Genomic DNA, 19,186 nt, shown 5'->3' with positions numbered 1-19,186 from the left:
CTGCACCCCGCCCGTCAGGCCGCGAGGGCCTTCTGCTTCAAGGCGCTGAACTCGTCGGGTGAGATCGCGCCCGAGTCGAGCAGCTCCTTCGCCTTGGCGATCTGCTCGGGGCCCGACGCCGGCGTGCCCGCGACGGAGCGGACGTACTCGTCCTGGACCTTGCGTGCCTCGGCGTACTGCTCGGCCGAGCGCTCGCTCATGGTCCGGCCACGGGCGATCAGGTAGACGAGCGCCGTGATGAGCGGGAAGACGACCAGGCACACGACCCAGATCGCCTTGAACCAGCCCGAGAGGCCCTTGTCGCGGAACAGGTCGGTCAGGATCCAGAACAGTGCCATGAGGTAGGAGGTGAACGCGAAGAAGACGACGATGAACCAGATGATGTCCCAGAACGACATGTCGGGGCGCCTTTCTCATAGGGCAGTCACCCAGGCGGGTGTGCTCGGAGCCCAGCGTCATCCGGCCGCAGTCCGCCTCACATCATCCTTACGGGGTGATCAGCCCGTAGGCCACATCCGGTGCATCACATCTGCTCGGGGGACTCCAGACCCAGCATGTCCAGCCCGGCCCTCATGACCCGCAGCGTGAGCGCGCACAGCGTGAGGCGTGACTCCTTCACCTCGTCGCGCTCGGCCTTGAGCACGGGGCAGTTCTCGTAGAAGGCGGAGAACGCCTGCGCCAGCTCGAAGAGGTATGCCGCGAGCCGGTGCGGCTCGTAGGTGTCACCGACCTCGGCCACGACGTCACCGAAGCCGAGCAGGTGCACGCCGAGGGCACGCTCGGGCGCCTCGCCGAGCAGCAGGGGTGCGTGCTGCGCCGTCGGGTCGAGCCCCACCTGGCGGAAGATCGAGCGGATGCGCGCCACGACGTACTGGAGGTACGGACCCGTGTTGCCGGTGAGCGCGACCATGCGGTCGAGGTCGAAGACGTACTCGCTGTCGTGCGCGACGGAGAGGTCGGCGTACTTCACGGCCCCGATGCCGATCTGCCGGGCGATCGTCGCGCGCGTCGACTCGTCGAGATCGGGCCGGTTGGTGTCGATGAGCGCCCGGGCCTTGTCGACGGCCTCCTCGAGCAGGGCCATGAGCCGCAGCGACGCGCCGGAGCGGGTGCGCAGGATCTTGCGGTCCTCGCCGAGCACGTTGCCGATCTGGACGTGGACGGGCTCGACGTCGTCGGGCAGCCAGCCGGCCCGCCGCGCGGTCTCCCAGACCATGCTGAAGTGCAGGGCCTGCGGCGCGCCCACGACGTAGAGCACCCGGTGGGCGCCGAGCGTGGACACGCGGTAGCGGATCGTCGCCAGGTCGGTCGTGCCGTAGTTGTAGCCGCCGTCGGACTTGCGGATGATGAGCGGCACCGGCTTGCCCTCGCGACCGGTGTAGCCCTCGAGGAAGACGCACAGGGCGCCGTCGGACATCGTGGCGAGGCCCTTGCTCTCGAGCTCGTCGCAGATCGCCGCGAGGTGGTCGTTGTAGGTCGACTCGCCGGCCAGGTCGTCGTCGGTCAGCGTGACTCCGAGCGTCGAGTAGACCTTGTTGAAGTACGCCTTGGACATCCCGACGAGGTCGTGCCAGTGCTGGAGCGTCTCCGGGTCGCCGGCCTGCAGCTTGACGACCCGAGCCCGCGACCGCACGTCGAAGTCGCCGGCGCTGCCGTGTGGCTCAGCCTTCTCCGCAGTGTCGAACTTGGTGCGGGCGGCCTGGTAGAAGGCGTTGGGGTTGGAGACGAGCAGCTCCGCCTCGGGCGAGTCCTCCCCGACCTCGAGCAGGTGCTCGATGAGCATGCCGAACGGGGTGCCCCAGTCGCCGATGTGGTTCTGCCGGATGACGTTGTGGCCGAGGTGCTCGAGCGTGCGGGCGAGGGAGTCGCCGACGATCGTCGTGCGCAGGTGCCCGACGTGCATCTCCTTGGCGACGTTGGGCGCGGAGTAGTCGATCGGGATGTTCTCGGACTGCTGCAGCGGCACGCCGTTGCGCTCGTCGGCCTCGACCTCACGCAGGAGGGAGGCGAGCCACGCATCGGCGAAGGTCAGGTTGATGAACCCGGGGCCGCTAACCTCGACCGTGTCGCACACGCCGTCGAGATCGAGCGCGTCGACGATCTTTCCCGCCACCTCGCGCGGCGGCATACCGGCCTTCTTGGCCAGCGCGAGCGCGGCGTTGACCTGCACGTCGGCGAACTGCGACGGGCGCAGCACGGGGTCGGCGTCGCGGAAGTCGTCACCGAGGGCGGTGGCGATCGCGGACTGGACCTTGGGCGTGAGCGCGACGAGCGGGGAGACCATGCCGGCAAGTCTATTTGCGCCGCTTGGGTGCCCGCGCCACGGTTTCCCGGCGGCGCGGGCCCCTCACGAAGAGGTCACTCCCCCCGGCGGTCGAAGCCGGCGCGGCGGGCGGCATCCTCGTTGTAGAACCACACGTCCGGCTCGACCTCGTCGTAGCCGGCGTCGCCGGGCGCCACGAAGGTCCTGCCGTCGCGCCGGGCCTTGACGGCGTGGCCGAGCGGCTGGGCTCCGTCGCCGATGGGCGCAGCCGAGCCGAGGCCGAAGCCACCGTCGACGACCTCGTCGAAGCTGGACGTACGCCGCGTGCCGGCCCGCTGCCCGCCGGCGTCGCTCTCACCGGACGTGACGTCCTCGCCGGTCCTGGCGTGCTCGGCGTTCGTGGCGTCGTGGCCCTGGGGGGTGTCCTCGTCGGGGAACGCTGCGGCAGCGGCGTCGGGTGCCGGCTCCGCCTCCTCGCGGCGGGGGGTGTCGTTCCCGGGGCTGACCGCCTCGGCGGTCTCGTCGACGTCGTCGCTGGCGTGGGAGTGCGGCGCCATGTCGACGTCGAGGCCCTCGTCCGCCGGCTCGTCGCTGTCGCCGGGGCCGTGCTGACCCGGCGTCGTCGCCCACGGCTGGCCGCGGTGGTCGCCCGGGTCGCCTGCCGGAGTGCCGCCCTCGCCGATGACGTCGTCGCGGTCCGCGAGCGCCGGGACCTCGACCTTCTTCGGCTCGTCGATGGTCGCCACCGGGGGCGTCACGGGCTCCTGGGGCGTGGAGCCGCCCGTGGCGGCGTCTTCGGATCCCTCGACGGTCGCGGTGGTGTCGGTGGTGTCGGTGGCGCCGGTGCCGTCGCTGGTCTCGGGGTCGAAGACGGTGCTTCCGGTGGACGTGGTGTCCGTGGTCTCGGATGCGGGGTTCTCGGTCACGGTCGTGGACCTCTCCTCGGGGTGCGTCTCTGCACTCCCAGTACCCACTGCCGTCGCCGGCCTCGCGGCGAACGGGTTCTCGGCGTCTGCCAGGTCGTCCTCGTCGTCGTCCTCCTGGGTGAAGGCAGCGGCCCCCACCGCCGCGGCTCCGATCCCCGAGGCTGGGACCGACGTGGTCCCCGCGCCGCGGCTCTCGCCGAGACGGCGCTGCTCCGCCTCCTGCTCCCGCCGCCTGGTCTCGGCAGCGCGCACCTCCGCCTCACGCTGCGCAGCCTCACGCTGCGCGGCCTCGCGCCGCTCGGCCTCACGCTGGGCCGCCTCACGCTGGGCCGACTCACGCTCAGCCGCCTCCCGCTGGGCCGTCTCGCGCTGCATAGAACCGGTCTGCGCAGCAGGAGCAGCCGGCGTGGCGACAGCGGTCCCCCGCTGTCCGGCGCGCCGCTGGGAGGCGCGCGGCTCGACGTGGGGGACGGCGGCGCGGCCCCGTTGCTCGCTGGCCTCGAAGCGCCGCGCCTCGGCCGCCCGCCGACGCCCGGCGGAGACGAACAACCAGATGATCACTGCGACCACGGCGACCGCCACCACGATCCACAGAACCGTCTTGCCTGCGTCTGACATGCCATCCCCTTACGGATTGCGAGGTCCTCGCGACCACTTCCCCCGGGGAAACCTACTGTGCGGCAGGGCAGGCAGGCGCCACCCTCGCCGCGGCACGCCCTGCGGGCGCTCGAACGGGGCAACGTCGAGCCCCGACCGCGATGCCGTGCAGCGGAGGCGGGTCAGGCCAGGCCGAGCCTCTTGGCCGTCGTCTCGCGCATCTCGACCTTGCGGATCTTGCCCGTCACCGTCATCGGGAACTCGTCGACGATCTCGACGTAGCGCGGGATCTTGTAGTGCGCGAGCTGGCCGCTGCAGAACTCGCGCAGCGACTCCGGCGTCAGCGGGGTCGCCCCCTCCTTCATGCGGATCCAGGCGCAGAGCTCTTCCCCGTACTTCTCGTCGGGGACGCCGATCACCTGCGCGTCCACGATGTCGGGGTGCGTGTAGAGGAACTCCTCGATCTCGCGCGGATAGACGTTCTCACCGCCGCGGATGACCATGTCCTTGATGCGGCCGGTGATCTCGACGTAGCCGTCCTCGTGCATGACGCCGAGGTCGCCCGTGTGCATCCAGCCGTCCTCGATCGCCTCGGCCGTCTTCTCCGGCTGCTCCCAGTAGCCGAGCATCACCGAGTAGCCCTTGGTCATGAACTCGCCCGCGTGGCCGCGCGGGAGCGTCTCGCCGGTCGCCGGGTCGACGATCTTGATCTCGAGGTGCGGCCCGACGCGCCCGACGGTGCCGACCTTCTGCTCGAAGGTGTCGTCGGTGCGGTTCTGCGTCGAGACCGGCGACGTCTCCGTCATGCCGTAGCAGATGGTCATCTCCTCGATGCCGGCCGCGATCAGCTTCTTCATCAGCTCTGCGGGACAAGGGGATCCGGCCATGATGCCGGTACGCACGGTCGACAGGTCGTAGGAGGAGAAGTCGGCCAGGTTCCACTCGGCGATGAACATCGTCGGCACGCCGTAGAGCGAGGTGACCTTCTCGTCCTGGGTGGCGCGCAGCGTCGCCGCGGGGTCGAAGCCGGGCGCGGGGATCACCATGCAGGCACCGTGCGAGGTGCAGGCGAGATTCCCCATCACCATGCCGAAGCAGTGGTAGAAGGGCACCGGGATGCAGACGCGGTCGGTCTCGGTGTAGCGGCACAGCTCGCCGACCATGTAGCCGTTGTTCAAGATGTTGCGGTGGCTGAGGGTCGCGCCCTTGGGGAATCCCGTTGTACCAGAGGTGTACTGGATGTTGATCGGCTCGGTGTTCGTCAGCCCGGCCTGCACGCGCGCGAGCTCCTCCGCCGTGACCTCGTCCGCGCGGGCGAGCAGCTCGTCCCAGTCGGAGGTGCCGATGTAGACGACGCGCTCGAGCGAGTCGATCTCCTCGCGCACCTCCTCGACCATCCCCCGGTAGTCGCTCGTCTTGAACGACTCGGCGGCGACCAGCGTGGAGATGCCCGCCTGGCCGAGGACGTAGTGCAGCTCGTGCGCCCGGTACGCCGGGTTGATGTTGACGAGGATGGCTCCGATCTTGGCGGTCGCGTACTGCACCAGCGTCCACTCGGAGCAGTTCGGCGCCCAGATCCCGACGCGGTCGCCCTTGCGCACGCCCGACGCGAGCAGCGCGCGAGCCAGCCGGTCGACGTCGGCCCGCAACGCGGCATACGTCCACCGCTTGCCCTGCGCGACGTCGACGAGCGCCTCACGCTCACCGAAACGCTCTGCCGTGGCGTCGAAGTCGTCGCCAATCGTCGTCTCGAGCAACGGCGGCTCGCTCTCACCGCGGGTGTGCGAGAGATGCGGGTCCAGCTCGGTCGAGGGGTGGGTCTGCACTGCGGTCATGGAAGCTCCCGGGCGGCGTCGGACGGTCTCCCCTCACCCAACAGCGGCTCCCGCACCTGCGCAAGCGATGTCCGCGTATGCCGTCCCGCCGGCTGCGCGTCACCAGCCGTCCTTCGCGTCCGGTGCACCCCCTTCGGGCCTCCTCGGGCGGCTCGGTCCCCGCGTCCACCCCTTCCCGATCCTCCTCCTCCGAACCGTCGCTGCCCGGAGCCCGCCGCGGGATCCGGGGTGAAGAAGAGCGCGCACACGGTCAGCAGCGCGGTGACGCCGAAGGCGTTGCGCAGGGCGTCGAGCCGAGCCGCTGCGTTGACCATGATGGCGTCCGCGGCGCTGCCCGTGACCCCGCCGTCCCCCGAACGCCTGGCTCAGCTGGGTCTCGGGCATACCCTCGCGACCCCGCGGCCTCCACCTCACCCGTAGGGCATGAAACGCGGCCCGACCCGGCGGGCGAGGTGGTGGGCCAGCGAGCCGATGCCCGCACCGATCACCGCGCCGGCGATGACGTCGCCCGGGTAGTGGACGCCGGTGTGCACCCGGGAGTACGCGACCACGGTGGCTGCCAGCCGGAGCGCCGTGTCGAGCTCGGGCGCCCCGGCGCCGGCAGCCGTGGAGAACGCGAAGGCCGAGGCCGAGTGGCCCGAGGGCCAGGAGTGCGAGGCCGGCATGCTGACGCCGTGCGTGCGCACCGTTCCCTCGATGGACGGCCGGCCGCGTTTGGGGCCCTGCTTCACCACGAGGTTGACGGTGGCCGAGGTCGCTCCGAGGGCCGCCATGCCCACCACCGCCGCCCGCCGTCGGCGCCGGCCCGACAGCGACATCGCCGTGGCGATCCCCATCCACAGCAGCGACCGGTCTGCTGCTCGTGACACCCGCGCGAGGGCGTGGTCGATCTGCGGCGTCGGCGTGGAGTGCACCGCGGCGTGGACGGCGCGGTCCAGCTCGACGAGCTCGTGACCGGCCTGCCTCAGCCGCTCAGACCCCCGAGTCACCGGGAGGAACCCGTCCCGGAGAAGGACGCCAGGCGCCACAGCTGCGCCCAGCTCCAGGTCGGTCGCCAAGGAGGCACGCCGGGCCGGTCGCGTGGGACGCGTACGCGCAGCGCCCGGGGCCGCAGGCTGCAGTGGACCGGTGTGGGCACGACGACGGACTCGCCGTCGATGCCGACCGGCACCTCCGGCGCGTCCGAGGAGATGACGACCTCGGGGGCGGTGACGGAGACCAGCCCGTTCCGGGTGGCGCCGCGCAGCAGTCCCACCGCCTGCCTCGGGCTGGCTGCGTGCACGGACACGACACCGAGCCGGCCCGTGTCGAGCCGGGCACGGCGACCCAGGCCGGCCAGGTCTCCCATGCCGTAGGGGTTGTCGCTGATCAGCACCGCCTGCGGGTGCTCGACGACGATCCCGTCGACGTCCAGCCGCAGCTGGGGCCCCTTGGCCCCGCTCAGCAGGTCGGGCAGCACGTCCAGGGTCGTGCGGGTTTTGTCCTCGCGGTAGCCCGGGCTCTGCACCGCAGCGGCGTAGGCCCCGAAGGAGGCGTTGTTGACGAACGTCCGCCCGGCGATCACCCCCAGGTCCACCCGTAGTTCCACCGCATCCTCCCCCAGCGCGGCCAGGCACCTCGACGGGTCCTCCCGGTCGAGCCCGAGATCGAGCGCGAAGTGGTTTCGGGTGCCCGCGCTGATCACCATCAGTGGCACGTCGAGGTCCGCCGCCACCCCCGCGACCAGCGCCTGCGTCCCGTCGCCGCCGGCCACGCCGAGCAGGTCCGCCCCACGGGCCACGGCCTGCCGGGCGAGCTCGGCGACGTCGATGACCTCCGGCCCCTCGAGCAGCGCCACCTCGGCGCCGAGGGCCTCGGCCTTGGCCTGCAGGCCGAAGCGGCCGACCTTCCCCCCGCCGGAGCGCGGGTTCATGATGATGAAGGGATGACGCGGCGGCGGGACGACCCGCTCGGGCATGCCCTGCTCGGCGTCCCCCGGCATCAGGGCGACCCGACTGGCAGCCACGGCCAGGACGAACACCCCCACGCAGAGCACGAGTGGGAGCAGGAGGTGGTTGAGGGCCACGAGCGCGGCCAGGGCGAGCGGGAGCGCCACGAGGACGACGAGGCTGAGGCTGCGGCGCCAGCCGCGGAACGCCAGGAACGAGTAGCCCGCCGTCACGAACACGACCACGGCGAGCGCGACCGTGAGCAAGAGCCTGACGTCCCGCGAGGCCGCGGCCGCGGCGAGCCCGACGACGCCGAGGGCGGCGAGGACGAGCGCCAGCCGCGCCCACCACGCCTTGTGCCGGCTGCCGTTCATCCGCGTGTGGAGGCGACGCCCGACAGCGACGGCGCCCCGTCCTCCTCCCGGTGAGCCGTGGACCAGGTGAACTCGACCTCGACCTCGACCTCGTCGCCGCTGACCTCGACCTCGAACTCGGCGTGCACCCGGTCGGGGAGACGAAGCTCGACGGTGTCGGCGCCGAGTGGCAGCTTGACGTCACCGCCGCGGGCGAAGGCCTTGGAGAGCACGGAGAGCCACTGCGCCGCCTCCTCCCGCGACAGCGGCTCCTTGCGCTCGAGCTTGACGTCGGCCATCGTCCACACCCTTCCGCCGGGAGGCCTCACCACGTCGGGAACCCGCTCGCGGCACACCTCCGATGCCCTAAGGATGGGCTCGGCACGACGCCGACTCATCACCCTCTCGGAGCGAGCCTGCCGGTCGAGGGGCGTCGCAGCCGTTCCTCCACGTCGTTCGCGAGCACGGTCCGGACAAGACGAAGGCCCCGGCCGCGCCTGAGCGCACCGGGGCCTGTCTTCTGTCTCAACACAGAGTGCACCCGTAGGGATTCGAACCCCAAACCTTCTGATCCGTAGTCAGATGCTCTATCCGTTGAGCTACGGGTGCGTCGTTCCCCTGCGGGGAGGAACGAAAAGTTACCTTAGCGCCTCGGGTCGGCAACCACGAAATCGGCCCCCGCCGAGCCCCGCTGGGCCGCGCCGCGCCACGCTGCGCCACGCTGAGCCACGCTGAGCCACGCTGCGGCCGCGCCGCGACGCGTCGTCGCCCGCACGTGTGCGGCCGCTTGCAAGTTCTCGCAAGAATCCGACACCCGGCTGTCGAAATCCTTGCGTATGCGGCGTGGTGTGAGCGGTCTCACCGGCTCCCCTCCCGTTGACGGCGAAAGGGTCAGGTGGCTACGCGTACCTTGAAGGCATCACGTCATCTGCTCAGCATGTGGACACCGTGGACCCGACCCGGGCAACCTCGGAAGCCACCTGCCAAGCAGCTTCACACCGGCACGACGTGGTGCCGGGCGGCACCGCGCGCGAAGGGATGGGCCCCGAGTTGACCACGACCCACGAGAAACAGACACACACGACGCACGCGGGCCTGGCCGCGTGGGTCGAGCAGGTCGCGGAGCTGACGCAGCCGCGCGACATCCGCTGGATCACCGGCTCCCCCGAGGAGTGGACCGAGCTCACCGACCAGCTCGTCGATGCCGGGACGTTCGTCCGGCTCGACGAGAGCAAGAAGCCGAACTCCTTCTACTGCGCGAGCGACCCGACCGATGTCGCACGCGTCGAGGACCGGACGTTCATCTGCTCGGTCGAGGAGAAGGACGCCGGGCCCACCAACAACTGGATGGCCCCCGACGAGATGAAGGCTCGGATGACCGAGCTCTACCGCGGGTCCATGCGGGGCCGCACGATGTACGTCATCCCGTTCGTCATGGGCCACCTCGACGCCAAGGCCCCGATGTTCGGTGTGGAGATCACCGACTCCGCCTACGTCGTCGTCTCCATGCTCGTCATGGCGCGCTGCGGCGACGAGGTGCTCCGCAAGATCGAGGAGACCGACGCCTCCTACGTGCCCGCCCTCCACTCGGTGGGCGCTCCGCTGGCCGAGGATGAGACCGACGTCCGGTGGCCGTGCTCCGACACGAAGTACATCGTGCACTTCCCCGAGGAGCGCGCGATCTGGAGCTACGGCTCGGGCTACGGCGGCAACGCCCTGCTCGGCAAGAAGTGCTACGCCCTGCGCATCGCCTCGGCGGTCGCCCGCGACGAGGGCTGGATGGCCGAGCACATGCTCATCCTCAAGCTCACGTCCCCCAAGGGCAGCGTGCGCTACATCGCGGCGGCGTTCCCCTCGGCCTGCGGCAAGACGAACCTCGCCATGATCACGCCCACCATCCCCGGCTGGAAGGCCGAGATGGTCGGCGACGACATCGCCTGGATGCGCTTCGGCGAGGACGGCCGTCTCTACGCGGTCAACCCCGAGTTCGGCCTCTTCGGGGTGGCGCCCGGCACCGGCGAGTCCACCAACCCCAACGCCATGGCCACGATCGACCGGGGCAACTCGGTCTTCACCAACGTCGCCCTGACCGATGACGGCGACGTCTGGTGGGAGGGCATGACCGACGAGCCGCCGGCGCACCTTACCGACTGGCTCGGCAACGACTGGACGCCGGCCGACGGCGAGGCCGGCACCAAGGCGGCCCACCCCAACAGCCGCTTCTGCACCCCGGCCAAGCAGTGTCCGATGATCGCCCCGGAGTACGACAGCCCCGACGGCGTGCCGATCGACGCGATCCTCTTCGGCGGCCGCCGCAAGACGACCGTGCCGCTCGTCTACGAGTCGCGCGACTGGACGCACGGCACCTTCATCGGCGCAACGCTCTCCTCGGAGACCACCGCGGCGGCGACCGGTGCCGTCGGCGTCGTGCGCCGCGACCCGATGGCGATGCTGCCGTTCATCGGCTACCACGCCGGCGACTACATGAACCACTGGCTCGAGATCGGCAAGAGCGCGGACGCCTCCAGGCTCCCCCGCATCTTCGGCGTCAACTGGTTCCGTCGCGACGACGAGGACGGCTCCTTCCTCTGGCCCGGCTTCGGCGAGAACAGCCGCGTCCTGAAGTGGGTCGTCGAGCGCCTCGAGGGCGACGCCGACGCCGTCGAGACCGCGATCGGGTTCGTGCCGACCGCGGACTCGCTCGACGTCGACGGGCTCGACCTGACGCGCGAGCAGGTGGCCAAGGCCATCAGGGTCGACGACGCCGACTGGGAGGCGGAGCTGCCCCTCATCCAGGAGTGGTTCGACAGGTTCGGCGAGCAGCTCCCCGCCGAGCTGTGGGCACAGTTCGACGCCCTCAAGGCCCGCGTCAGCGCGGGCTGAGAGGCCGGTCCTTCACCTGCTTGCCGGCGGCCGGAGGACGACGTGATGCAGGGCCCGGCACCTCACGGTGCCGGGCCCTCCGTCATGCCGCCCGGTTGCGGGGTCCCACCACCGACCGAGGACGTAGGCCGTGTCGCCCGGCACGCCGCATACGTGCGCTGTCCCGCGACGTGACGGGTACAGGAGAGGCATGAGCGACCACGACGACGGCTACACCCGCGACGAGAGCGAGGCGCAGCGGCTCGACCGCAACTTCAACGAGCAGCTGCAGGAGCTGCGCATCACCCAGACGGGGGTGCAGATCCTCTTCGCCTTTCTGCTCACCATCCCGTTCCAGCAGCGGTTCACCAGCCTGACCGACCTGCAGCGGGGCATCTACGTCGTCACCCTGCTGTCGGTCGCGATCTGCACGCTCATCTTCATGGCCCCGGTCGCGATGCACCGGATGCTGTTCCGGGAGGGGCTCAAGGACTTCGTCGTGCGGCACACCGACACACTCATCGGGACGGGGCTCTTCTTCCTCGGCACCGGCATCGTCGGGGGTGTCGTGCTCGTGCTCGACGTGCTGCTGAAGGACACTGCAGCCCTCTGGATCGGCGCTGCCCTGGCCGTGCTCGGGCTCTCGCTCTGGGTGCTCCTGCCGCTGTCGCAGCGGCGCCGCGGCCGACGAGAGGACGCCGTCGAGAAAGCCGGCCAGAAGGCCGGCCAGACGTCCAAGGAGAAGTCCGGGGGGAAGGCCGGCGGCGCCTCCCCCGCCTGACCCGCGAAGAGGCCAGGCTTCGCGGATCGCGTCGCAGCTCGACACGAGACGCCGAATGCCCCCGAGCTCACTCGGGGGCATTCGGCGTTCTGGAGCGGAGGCGGCGGGATTTGAACCCGCGAGAGGTTTTATCCTCAACCCGCTTAGCAGGCGGGCGCACTAGGCCACTATGCGACGCCTCCGTGCCCGCAGTCCCAGGCCGCCGGAGCGGCTTCGGATACACGGGCCAGCACAGGCTACCGGCAGCCACGCGCCCCGCCAAAACGGGGGCGAGAACGTGGCCACACGGCATACCCACTTGAATGAGGCAACGATCAGGATGACAGGGCACAATGTGCTGGCGGCACGTGCGGACGTGCCTGCGAGGAAGGATTCCATGACGTACCCGAACACGCGAGGTCCGGCGACGCCCGCGACCCGCGAGGTGCTGCGCCGCCAGCGAGCCGCCGGGTTCCGGCGCGCTCTCGGCCTCACCGCCCTGGGCACCATCATCCCGGGCGCCGGGCTCACGCAGACCCGCAGCCGCAAGGCGGGCTGGGCGCTGCTGCTGCTCGCCATCGCCTCCGGCGTCTGTGTGGCCTACTACGTGGCCCGGACCGGCGTGACCAACGTGGCCCTGTCCGTCATGGCCCGGCCCACGGTGCTCCAGACCGTGGTCGTGGCGCTGGTCGTCGGCGGCATCCTCTGGTGCGCCTCGATCATCCTGACGGCGGTGCAGGCCCGGCCGAGCCGTCTCGACCGCACCCGCACCCGGGTCCTGGCGGCCTTCACCACGCTCATGGTGTTCCTCGTCGCCGGGTCCTCCTTCAAGCTCGCCGAGTACGGCACCATCACCAAGACGACCGTCGCGTCCGTCTTCGGCAGCGCCCCCGGCAAGCCCGGCGTCGGCGTGAAGGTCGCCGAGGGCGACGACCCGTGGGCGGACCAGGCGCGCGTCAACATCCTGCTCCTCGGCTCCGACGCGGGCGTCGGGCGCACGGGCACCCGGACCGACTCGATGATCGTCGCGAGCATCGACACGAAGACCGGTCGCACCGCGCTCATCTCCCTGCCGCGCAACCTGCAGAAGGTGCCGCTGCCCAAGACGAGCCCGCTGCGGGGTCTCTACCCGAGCGGCACCTACGGCAAGCCGTACTGCATCCGGGCCCAGACCGACCCCGCCGACCAGTGCATGCTCAACGCGATCTGGACCGAGGTCGACCAGTACCGCCAGGCACACCCCGGCTCCTACACCGGCGTCGCCCCCGGACGCGACGAGACGCGCAACGTCATCGGAGACGTGCTCGGCCTGAAGATCGACCACACCGTCGTCGTGGACCTCAAGGGCTTCTCCCAGCTCATCGACGCGATGGGCGGAGTCACGGTCAACGTCAAGCTGAGCGGCTTCGGCACCAAGCTGCCCATCGGTGGACACAGCGACGGCAACGGCGGCATCACCGGCCACGTGACGGGCTACTTCACGCCCGGCGTGCAGCACCTGACCGGCACCCTCGCCCTCTGGTACGCCCGCACCCGTGCCGCCGACAGCGACGACTACCGGCAGGCCCGCCAGCGGTGCGTCATCCAGGCCGTCGTGAAGCAGGTCGACCCCGCGCAGATGGTCTCGAAGTACCCCGAGATCGCGCGCATCGCTCGCGACAACATCTACACCGACATCCCGGCGCAGGACCTGCCCGCCTTCGTCGACCTGATCGAGCGCGTCCAGAAGAGCGGCAAGATCAACAGCCTGTCGCTGACGCAGATCCCGGACTTCAACTCGGTCAACCCCGACTACGACGAAATCCACGCGTTCGTGCAGAAGGGCATCTCGCCGAAGGTCGCCCCCAAGCCGACGACGACCACCACGCCCGGCACGACGGCGCCGCGCCCCACGAGCACCCCGTCGCCGACGACGACCCCCTACGACCAGTGCTGAGTCACCCGGTCGCCGGCAACCCGGCGACCTGACACACAACAAAGCCCCCGGCCACTGGCCGGGGGCTTTGTCACAAACGACTGAGGTTGGGTGTCGCTCGTTGCGTTGATCTCGAGCTGATCAGAGCGGGCGAACTGCGTCGGCCTGCGGGCCCTTGGGACCCTGGGTGACCTCGAACTCGACTCGCTGCGCCTCTTCCAGCGAACGGTAGCCGTTCGACTGGATGGCCGAGTAGTGGACGAAAACGTCGGGGCCGCCGCCGTCCTGGGCGATGAAGCCAAAGCCCTTCTCAGCGTTGAACCACTTGACGGTGCCCTGTGCCATACGGGTAACTCTTCCTTCTTTAGCGTGTGGAACGACGCACCTCGCGCATCCCAAGTCGCCGCTTTGACTCCACTCGACGGGCGAACCCATCGATGTCGATAACAAAATCCCGCCACCGTTGCGGATGACGGGCGCCTGCTCGACTGCGAGGAACTACAACTGCAACCGCGACGAACCTAGCAGACTACCGAGCGGTCGGCCCGACGGATCGCAGCCCCAGTTTTCCGTTCAGGATCCGTTGGCGGCGTGGTCACGTCGGGTGCCGCGCAGCGCCAGCCGAGGAGGCCGGTCGCCGCGGATCGTCGCGACCATGTCGAGGGCTCGCCGGGTCGCTCGCACGTCGTGCGTCCGGAAGACGGTTGCGCCGAGCCAGGCGGCCACGGCCGTCGCCGCGAGCGAGCCCTCCAGGCGCTCCTCCGGGGGCAGGTCCAGCGCCTCCCCCACGAAGTCCTTGCGTGAGATCGCTTGCAGCACTGGGTACCCCAGCGCCACCACATCGGCGGTGTGGCGCAGCACCTCGAGGGAGTGGGCGGTCGTCTTCCCGAAGTCGAGGGTCGGGTCGACGAGGATGCGCTCCTCGGGTATGCCGGCACGCTCGGCCACGCGGGCACCGTCCCCGAGGACCTCCACGACGTCCCGAACGACGTCGAGCGGGTCGTCTCCATAGGTGACGTCGACCGGGTCGGTGCGAGGCGGCAGGCCGCCGGTATGTGAGATGACGTAGCCGGCACCGATGGCGGAGGCGACGTGGACGAGCTCCCGGTCGTGGCCCGCCCAGGTGTCGTTGACGAGGTCGACCGAGCCGGCCGCCTCGCGGGCGACCTGCGAGCGCCAGGTGTCGAGGCTGAGGATGACGTCCGGGTGCTCCGTCCTGGCCCACTGCAGGAACGGCACGACGCGACGGATCTCCTCGTCGGCGTCGACCGCCTCCCCCTCCTGCCCGGCCCTGACCCCGCCCACGTCGACGATGTCGGCACCCTGCGCCACCGCGTCGAGGAAGGCCGCCCGAGCCGACTCTAGGTCGGCATGGCGGTTGCCGCTGAAGAAGGAGTCGGGGGTGCGGTTCACGATGGCCATCACCGCCGGAGAAGCAGCGTCGAACCTGCGGCCCCGGAGGACCAGGGGGCGGGCCGACGGCGGGCCAACGGGGGCGATGCCGGCCAGGATGGCGGCGGTCTCTGGCGTGGGCTCCGGGCCTCCGCGTCTGCTCACACCCTCGTATCTCACGTGCTCCGGCAACAGTCAACGGTGGGACGGGGCATGGTTGTCGAACTGTTACCATTGTCCTGCAGACGTCATCCGCGGCCCGGCCACGCTCCCGGCAGGGCCGCGGATGGTCCGCCGGTCCCGACCGTCCCGCAATGACGGTCGACCACCGAGCACCGGTCGAGAGACGACCGCGGCTCTGGCACAAGGAAACTGAATACAGAAGATGTCGTACATCGTGTCGTTGTTCGCGGCCATGAACCGTCCGTCCAGGTCACTGCCGGTCGGTCAGTACAACTCCAGCACGACGTTCGAGGAGCGGCTCGGCCTGCTCTGAGAGCACGTGCACCACTGGACCTCATCGAGGGCCAGCGCGTGAGACGAAAGGGACTCCGGATCTCCGGAGCCCCTTTTTTCATGCCCTGTCGGCTCGGTCTGCGGAAACCGCGCCACGGCGCATTTGCGGACGGAGGGTGGGGACGCACTCAGTCCGCTCGTCCGCGCGCGGGCTCGTGGCGGAGGGCGTGGGATTCGAACCCACGATGGGCTATGAACCCATAGCGGTTTTCAAGACCGCCGCACTCGGCCACTATGCGAGCCCTCCAGACGCCCGGACGACGCCGGATGTCAGAGGACACGCTAGCGACCGGGCCCGCCGTCGTCATATCTGCCCACGTAGCAGTCTGTCCATGACTCACCTCGGAGCAGACCGCGGTCGGCCAACCCGTCCGGACCCGCGCGCCGGAGGCATGTCGACCAGTGACGGAGGAACGGTCGCTCTCCGACCATTGTGGGGGTGCGTGGGCACCCTGTCCGCAGATCGACGGGTTTGCTCACCGGCGCACGGGGGGCGCCTGCGTCGTCACCAGCTGCGTCCGGAGCTCGTGGCTGCCGTCGGCGAGTGGTGCCTCGAAGTACAGGCGGTAGGAGCCGGTCGGACCGAGCGGCTCGGGACCCGGAGTGCGCGCCGGAGGTGGGCCCGGCAGCGGGACGACGTCGAGGTAGCGGGCCTCGCCGACCGGGGCGGCCGCCCGCGCCAGCAGCGCGCCGGTGGCCGCGCCGGGAACGGCCGTGCCGGTGCGCTCGGAGAAGTTCTCGGCCTTGCTGGCGCGTCCGTCGTAGGTGGCGGACCCGTCGGGCAGCACGGCGGTCACGTGGGTGCCGCGGGCGTCCCAGCTCCCGGCGCGACCACGGAGGGCCACCCCGCCCCAGTTCCACGCCAGGCCGTCCACGCTCGTCGCATACCGGGTGACCATGCGGTCCTCCTCGTCCGCGATGTCGAGCGGGTGGCAGCACACCCACGCCTGCCAGCCCGGAGCCGCCCGCCGGACGACCGGGTCCTTGAGGCCCGTGTGCGCATCTCCGGCGAAGACGGTCCGAGCCTCCGCGTGCTCGAGCCCGGCCGGCTCGTCCGCCTCGAGCACGTCGATCCGCCAGTGCTTGCTGCCGGGCGTCGCACACGACACGTAGAGGCGCCACCGGCCCGAGCCGGTGCGCACGAGCGCCGGCCGCTCGAGCGACTCCGCGCCGAACCGTTACTTGTCGAGGCGCGCGACCGGCGTCAGGTGCTCGCCGTCGGGAGCCAGGCCCACGAAGGTGGCGCTCCCACGCTGCTCCGACGTCCGCACCCGGTAGGCGACGACGAATCCGCCGTCGACGTCGAGGGCGGCGCTCGGCGCGCCGGCCCAGCTGCCCGGACCGGGCGCAGTCGTGGGGACGACCACTGCGTATGCCGTTCCGCTAGCAGCAGCCACCACGCGGCTCGCCTCGTGCGCAGCGCCACCCACGCTCGCAGTCTGGCAGGGATCCCGGACCGGGCACGGCGAAGGGCCCCGGCCGGATCGCGGTCGGGGCCCTTCTTTCCTGGGAGCTCAGATGTACATCGCGGGGTCGAGCCACTGGTTCGCCGCGTCGCGCTTCGGGAACCGCACCACAGCCGGTATGCCGGTGGCCACCGCTCCCGTCGGAACGTCCTTCACGACGACGGAGTTCGCGCCGATCTGCACGTCGTCGCCGACGCGGACCGCGCCGAGCACCCGGGCCCCGGCGCCGATCGTGACGCGGTTGCCGACGGTGGGGTGGCGCTTGACGTGCTGGAGCGACCGGCCGCCGAGCGTCACGCCGTGGTAGAGCATGACGTCGTCACCGACCTCGGCCGTCTCGCCGATGACCACGCCCATGCCGTGGTCGATGAAGAACCGTCGCCCGATCTGCGCCGCGGGGTGGATCTCCACCCCGGTGACGGACCGCGCCACGGTGGCGAGCACCCGCGCCGGCAACCGCCCACCCGGCCGCTTCCACAGCTCGTGCAGCCCGCGGTGCGCCCAGATGGCGTGCAGCCCCGGCGAGGTCAGCACCAGCTCGAGCCGCGAGCTCGCTGCGGGGTCGCGGGCGATCGCGCCGTCGACGTCCTCGAGCGCACGGTCGGCGAGCTTGCGCACGAAGCCGAGCGGGCCGGCATACCCACGCTCGGCCGTCTTCGGGCGCTCGGCGTCGTGGGAGGCGCTCGCGCCGCCGTCGCCGCGCACGAGCGTCAGCGGCTTCTCGGCGCCTCGACCCTCGCGGTCGAACTTCGCTGCGGTGCTCATGTCAGTCGACGAGGCCCTCGAAGAGGATGGTCGACAGGTAGCGCTCGCCGAAGGAGGGGATGACCACGACGATCGTCTTGCCCCTGTTCTCCTCGCGCTGGGCGACCTGGACGGCTGCGGCGATCGCAGCTCCGGAGCTGATGCCGACGAGCAGGCCCTCCTCGGTGGCGGCGCGGCGCGCCCACTTCACCGAGGTCTCGGCGTCGATGTCGATGACCTCGTCGTAGACCTCGGTATCGAGGATCTCCGGGACGAAGTTGGCGCCGAGGCCCTGGATCTTGTGAGGACCGGGCTGGCCGCCGTTGAGGATCGGCGACTCGGCGGGCTCGACGGCGATGATCTTCACGTCCGGCTTGCGGGACTTGAGCACCTGGCCGACGCCCGTGATGGTCCCGCCGGTGCCGATGCCGGCGACGACGATGTCGACCTCGCCGTCGGTGTCCTTCCAGATCTCCTCGGCCGTGGTCTTGCGGTGGATCTCGGGGTTCGCCACGTTGGCGAACTGGCGGGCGAGGACGCCGCCCCGCTCGGCGGCGATCTCCTCGGCCTTGGCGACGGCGCCCTTCATGCCGGTGGCAGGGTCGGTGAGGACGAGCTCGGCGCCGAAGGCGCGCAGCAACGCACGACGCTCCTTGCTCATCGACTCGGGCATGGTCAGCACGACCGTGTAGCCGCGAGCCGCCCCGACCATGGCGAGCGCGATGCCCGTGTTGCCGGACGTCGCCTCGACGATCGTGCCGCCGGGCTGCAGCTCACCACTCGCCTCCGCCGCATCGACGATCGCGACGCCGATGCGGTCCTTGACGGAGTTGGCGGGGTTGTAGAACTCGAGCTTGGCCGCCACGGTCGCCTGCGCCCCGTCGGTCACCCGGTTGAGGCGCACGAGCGGGGTGTTGCCGACCAGCTTGGTCACGTCGTCGTAAATCGGCATTGCGGATGCCCTTTCGGCCTTGGGTACGGCGAACCGTCGATGGACTCGGTCGCCTACGACAACCGGACCCTGCTTATGCATATTCCAACACGCCGTTATTCCTTGCCAACCTCGCGCCCGCCATGCGGTCGCTTCGGCGCACTCCCGCACACCCGGGCAGAGGACGTATGCCGTCCGCCCTGCGGACGACGATGACGAAGGGGACGAGCGTCACGGCGCGACGGCCGTCACATTCCCGGAGCGCTTGTTAACCCGTCAGTAGACTCGCCGGCATGAGTGCCCTCCAGATCGTCGCCGTCGTCGTCTGCCTCGGCGTCACCGCCGTCGCCGTCGCCCTCTTCACCAAGACGGTGAACCACTTCCTCGCGACCTTCCGGCTGGGACAGCCCGAGGACCGCAGCGACGACAAGGGCGCTCGCACCCGCACCCTGGTGCGCGAGTTCCTCGGCCACACCCGCATGTCGCGGCTGCCGGTCGTGGCGGCTGCGCACTGGTTCACGATGATCAGCTTCGGGATCCTCTTCTTCACGCTGGTCAACGCCTTCGGCCAGCTCTTCGCGCCGGACTTCGTGCTCCCGGTGATCGGGCACTTCTTCCTCTACGAGTGGATCACCGACTTCTTTGCCTTCGCGGGCTTCATCTCGATCCTGCTGCTCATGGTGATCCGGCAGAAGAAC

16 protein-coding genes, 3 tRNA genes and 1 pseudogene are annotated in these 19,186 nt (G+C 70.4%); 4 read left to right on the top strand and 16 right to left on the bottom strand.

The window, feature by feature from the left end:
- Positions 1 to 14: 14 nt before the first annotated feature.
- From ABD194_RS00790 to ABD194_RS00755, 8 genes are all read right to left on the bottom strand, one after another.
- Complete coding sequence (locus ABD194_RS00790; RefSeq protein ID WP_343986036.1) at positions 15 to 398, bottom strand: SHOCT domain-containing protein; 384 nt, start codon at positions 396 to 398, stop codon at positions 15 to 17.
- A gap of 125 nt (positions 399 to 523) precedes the next feature.
- Entirely contained in the window at positions 524 to 2,284 is a 1,761-nt protein-coding gene (gene argS / locus ABD194_RS00785) for an arginine--tRNA ligase (RefSeq protein ID WP_343986033.1), read from the bottom strand.
- A 74-nt stretch (positions 2,285 to 2,358) separates the two neighbouring features.
- Positions 2,359 to 3,807: a sunset domain-containing protein gene (locus ABD194_RS00780; protein ID WP_343986030.1), complete on the bottom strand. Its 1,449-nt coding sequence runs from the start codon at positions 3,805 to 3,807 to the stop codon at positions 2,359 to 2,361.
- A gap of 161 nt (positions 3,808 to 3,968) precedes the next feature.
- Positions 3,969 to 5,621 carry an AMP-binding protein gene (locus tag ABD194_RS00775; protein ID WP_343986027.1) on the bottom strand — a complete coding sequence of 551 codons (1,653 nt, stop codon included), beginning with the start codon at positions 5,619 to 5,621 and terminating at the stop codon, positions 3,969 to 3,971.
- Positions 5,622 to 6,031: 410 nt separating this feature from the next.
- On the bottom strand, positions 6,032 to 6,610 hold the full coding sequence (locus ABD194_RS00770) for a phosphatase PAP2 family protein (RefSeq protein ID WP_343986024.1): 579 nt from the start codon (positions 6,608 to 6,610) through the stop codon (positions 6,032 to 6,034).
- Entirely contained in the window at positions 6,607 to 7,923 is a 1,317-nt protein-coding gene (locus ABD194_RS00765) for a diacylglycerol/lipid kinase family protein (RefSeq protein WP_343986021.1), read from the bottom strand. Before ABD194_RS00765 ends, ABD194_RS00770 begins: the two co-directional genes overlap by 4 nt.
- A complete protein-coding gene (locus tag ABD194_RS00760; RefSeq protein WP_343986018.1) occupies positions 7,920 to 8,201 on the bottom strand; it encodes an amphi-Trp domain-containing protein in 282 nt (93 codons plus the stop codon). Before ABD194_RS00760 ends, ABD194_RS00765 begins: the two co-directional genes overlap by 4 nt.
- Before the next feature lie 237 nt (positions 8,202 to 8,438).
- A tRNA-Arg gene (locus tag ABD194_RS00755) sits at positions 8,439 to 8,511 on the bottom strand.
- 429 nt (positions 8,512 to 8,940) lie between these two features.
- Here ABD194_RS00755 and ABD194_RS00750 point away from each other — a divergent pair.
- Both ABD194_RS00750 and ABD194_RS00745 read left to right on the top strand, forming a co-directional pair.
- Complete coding sequence (locus ABD194_RS00750) at positions 8,941 to 10,785, top strand: phosphoenolpyruvate carboxykinase (GTP) (protein ID WP_343986015.1); 1,845 nt, start codon at positions 8,941 to 8,943, stop codon at positions 10,783 to 10,785.
- Between the two features lie 190 nt (positions 10,786 to 10,975).
- Positions 10,976 to 11,545, top strand: coding sequence for a DUF6328 family protein (locus ABD194_RS00745; RefSeq protein WP_343986012.1), 570 nt, complete (start codon positions 10,976 to 10,978; stop codon positions 11,543 to 11,545).
- A 95-nt stretch (positions 11,546 to 11,640) separates the two neighbouring features.
- On the opposite strand, the gene ABD194_RS00740 is transcribed toward ABD194_RS00745, so the two are convergent.
- A tRNA-Ser gene (locus ABD194_RS00740) sits at positions 11,641 to 11,727 on the bottom strand.
- A 194-nt stretch (positions 11,728 to 11,921) separates the two neighbouring features.
- Between ABD194_RS00740 and ABD194_RS00735 the strand changes: the two genes are divergently transcribed.
- The gene (locus ABD194_RS00735) at positions 11,922 to 13,460 is read left to right on the top strand and encodes an LCP family protein (protein WP_343986009.1); all 1,539 of its coding nucleotides are present in this window, start codon (positions 11,922 to 11,924) and stop codon (positions 13,458 to 13,460) included.
- A 120-nt stretch (positions 13,461 to 13,580) separates the two neighbouring features.
- Here the strand turns inward: ABD194_RS00735 and ABD194_RS00730 are convergent, their stop codons facing one another.
- From ABD194_RS00730 to cysK, 7 genes are all read right to left on the bottom strand, one after another.
- On the bottom strand, positions 13,581 to 13,784 hold the full coding sequence (locus ABD194_RS00730) for a cold-shock protein (RefSeq protein ID WP_030200907.1): 204 nt from the start codon (positions 13,782 to 13,784) through the stop codon (positions 13,581 to 13,583).
- Between the two features lie 228 nt (positions 13,785 to 14,012).
- Positions 14,013 to 14,861: a dihydropteroate synthase gene (gene folP / locus ABD194_RS00725; RefSeq protein ID WP_425579921.1), complete on the bottom strand. Its 849-nt coding sequence runs from the start codon at positions 14,859 to 14,861 to the stop codon at positions 14,013 to 14,015.
- A gap of 642 nt (positions 14,862 to 15,503) precedes the next feature.
- Positions 15,504 to 15,594: transfer RNA gene (locus ABD194_RS00720), tRNA-Ser, on the bottom strand.
- A 229-nt stretch (positions 15,595 to 15,823) separates the two neighbouring features.
- Positions 15,824 to 16,489, bottom strand: coding sequence for a hypothetical protein (locus ABD194_RS00715; RefSeq protein ID WP_343985998.1), 666 nt, complete (start codon positions 16,487 to 16,489; stop codon positions 15,824 to 15,826).
- A gap of 36 nt (positions 16,490 to 16,525) precedes the next feature.
- Positions 16,526 to 16,777: a hypothetical protein gene (locus tag ABD194_RS00710; protein ID WP_343985995.1), complete on the bottom strand. Its 252-nt coding sequence runs from the start codon at positions 16,775 to 16,777 to the stop codon at positions 16,526 to 16,528.
- An 84-nt stretch (positions 16,778 to 16,861) separates the two neighbouring features.
- On the bottom strand, positions 16,862 to 17,578 hold the full coding sequence (gene cysE, locus ABD194_RS00705; RefSeq protein ID WP_343985992.1) for a serine O-acetyltransferase: 717 nt from the start codon (positions 17,576 to 17,578) through the stop codon (positions 16,862 to 16,864).
- A 1-nt stretch (position 17,579) separates the two neighbouring features.
- Positions 17,580 to 18,509, bottom strand: a complete 930-nt coding sequence (gene cysK, locus ABD194_RS00700; RefSeq protein ID WP_343985989.1) for a cysteine synthase A — start codon at positions 18,507 to 18,509, stop codon at positions 17,580 to 17,582.
- Positions 18,510 to 18,781: 272 nt separating this feature from the next.
- Between cysK and ABD194_RS00695 the strand changes: the two are divergent.
- A pseudogene (locus tag ABD194_RS00695) lies at positions 18,782 to 19,186 on the top strand (Fe-S oxidoreductase); the annotation flags it as partial.

This window comes from Terrabacter terrae, assembly GCF_039529575.1.
GTDB classification, from domain to species: Bacteria; Actinomycetota; Actinomycetes; order Actinomycetales; family Dermatophilaceae; genus Terrabacter; species Terrabacter terrae.
Note: the sequence above shows the minus strand (reverse complement) of the source record. Positions and strands in the feature narration are given on the sequence as shown.